Below are 2097 nucleotides of genomic sequence, written 5' to 3' on the forward strand. Positions count from 1 at the left end.
GATGTATACCGCGTCGGCATCGTCGAACGCGGGCGTCGTAGTGGCCGGGAGGAGCCGGACCGACCCGTACCCGGCCTCCGCTCCGGCCGCAGCAGCCCGCGCCCCCGCGCCTGGGAGGGAGACGACGTCCGGGTGAGCGAGGATGACGAGGGACTCCAGACCGAGCTCCGGGGACAGGGCCTCGCGGAGCGCCGACAGATCTCGGACCAGGGCGTCCGGGCGTAGCACGACGTCCTCCCCGTCTACCCCGAGCAGGAGGGGGTCCGAGAAGGCGACCGCGACTCCGCCCCCCTCTTCGATAGCGCCCCTGTAGAGCACGACCGGCACCGGCGGGACCCCCTGGGTCTCGAGGAGGCGCTGGACCTCAGCCGCGACGTCCTCGCCGAACTGCGGCGGCAGGGAAGGCGAGGCTTGCTGCGCGAGCGCGGCGGCCGGGAAGAAGACAAGGAGCGCCGCGAACCGGGGGAGCAGCGCTGGGGTCAAGACCATGGAGTCACACCATCTGGTTGACAAGCATCTCATGTTCGCTCACACTGTGATTAAAGTCCAGACCAAAAGGTCTAACTCTCTAGACTGATTTCGAATCGGGCCAATGCGGCCTCTGGGACTGGTTTAGCCAACCGTCTTAACGCCGGCTTCTTTTCAGTACGGGCTCGCCCCGTGGTTGCTGGACCCGGCCGGGACTGCGAGGGACCGCGCCCATGGCCCGACGCGGCCCCTACTTGTCAGAGTCGCCGATGACGGGGTCGACGGAGCCGATCAGGACGACGGTGTCGGCCACCATCGCGCCCTCCATCATTGTCTCCAGGCCCTGGAGGTTCGAGAACGACGGCGTGTTCATCTTGACCCGCCACGGGCTGCCGGTCCCGTCCGAGACCAGGTGGAAGCCGAGCTCGCCCTTGGGGCTCTCGATGGCGTGGTAGCACTCGGCGCCCTTGGGCGGAGCCACGCCGGTGTCGGTCATCATGAAGTCGTGGATCATGCCCTCCATCGAGTAGTAGACCTCGTCCTTGCTCGGGTACGCCGCCTTGGCGTTGTCCGTGCGGACCGGCCCCTTAGGCAGCCGGGCCAGGCACTGGCGGATGATCTTGACCGACTCCTCCATCTCCTCGACGCGCACGAAGTAGCGCGCAAGCGAGTCCCCCTCGGTGCGCATGGGGATGTCCAAGTCGACCTGGTCGTAGACGAGGTAGGGCTCGAAGAGTCGGATGTCGTGGGGCACCCCGCTCGCGCGGAGGCACGAACCGGTGTAGCCCATCGCGACGGCCTCCTCCCTACCCACCACCCCAACGCCGGCGTTGCGGTCGATCCAGATCCGGTTGCGGTCCAAGAGCTTCTTCCAGTCGGCGACCTGCCCCTCGAACTCGTCGCAGAACGACTCGGTCATGGCGAGCGCCGTGTCCGAGAAGTCGAACGCCAGCCCGCCGATGCGACTGTGCGAGACGGTAAAGCGGGCGCCGGCGATCTCGTCGAAGATGGAGTAGATCTCCTCGCGGTACTTGAAGGTCCACAGGAAGACCGACAGCGCGCCGGCGTCCATCACCATCGTGCCCGCCCAGAGCAGGTGGCTCGAGATCCGCGCCAGCTCGCACCCGATCGTGCGGAGCCACTGCGCCCGCTCAGGCACCTCGATGCCCGCCAGCTTCTCGACCGCGAGGCACCACGCCACGTTGTTCGAGTACGGCGACATGTAGTCCATGCGGTCCGTGTAGGGCATGAACTCCTGGTAGGTCTTGACCTCGGCCAGCTTCTCGATGCCGCGGTGGAGGTAGCCGATGTCGAGCAGGCACTTCTCGACGGTCTCGCCGTCGAGTTGGACCACCACGCGCAGCGCGCCGTGCGTCGCCGGGTGCTGCGGACCCAGGTTCAGGATCATCCGGGAGTCGAGCGGGTCCGCTGCGCCCGGCCCAGGGTCCGTCGTTACGCTCACGTGCCGCCCCTCCAGCGCTTTGTACAGCGCTTCGTTGTGGCGGGGCCAGAACGTGAACAGGCTCTGGGCGTCTTGGGCAGGCGGAGGGGGCACGTCCGTGTCCTTGGGTGGCGGGCGGCGGGTCATCCGTCCCGACGGACCGCGTTGTTGCTGAACTGGCGGATGCG

Annotated in this window: 2 protein-coding genes; both read right to left on the bottom strand. The window is 67.5% G+C overall.

What is annotated here, in order from left to right; all coding sequences use genetic code 11:
• The coding region (locus WBA11_RS17200; RefSeq protein WP_424521871.1) for a hypothetical protein at positions 1-489 on the bottom strand (489 nt) is incomplete at its 3' end.
• Between the two features lie 229 nt (positions 490-718).
• Positions 719-2056 carry an NADH dehydrogenase (quinone) subunit D gene (gene nuoD / locus WBA11_RS17205; RefSeq protein ID WP_424521872.1) on the bottom strand — a complete coding sequence of 446 codons (1338 nt, stop codon included), beginning with the start codon at positions 2054-2056 and terminating at the stop codon, positions 719-721.
• Positions 2057-2097: the final 41 nt, after the last annotated feature.

The sequence above is a fragment of the Rubrivirga sp. genome (genome assembly GCF_049648075.1).
Taxonomy (GTDB): domain Bacteria; phylum Bacteroidota; class Rhodothermia; order Rhodothermales; family Rubricoccaceae; genus Rubrivirga.

Coding starts and splice junctions, on each gene's coding strand:
- nuoD (WP_424521872.1), bottom strand. CDS start 2,056: ATGACCCGCCGCCCGCCACCCAAGGACACGGACGTGCCCCCTCCGCCT.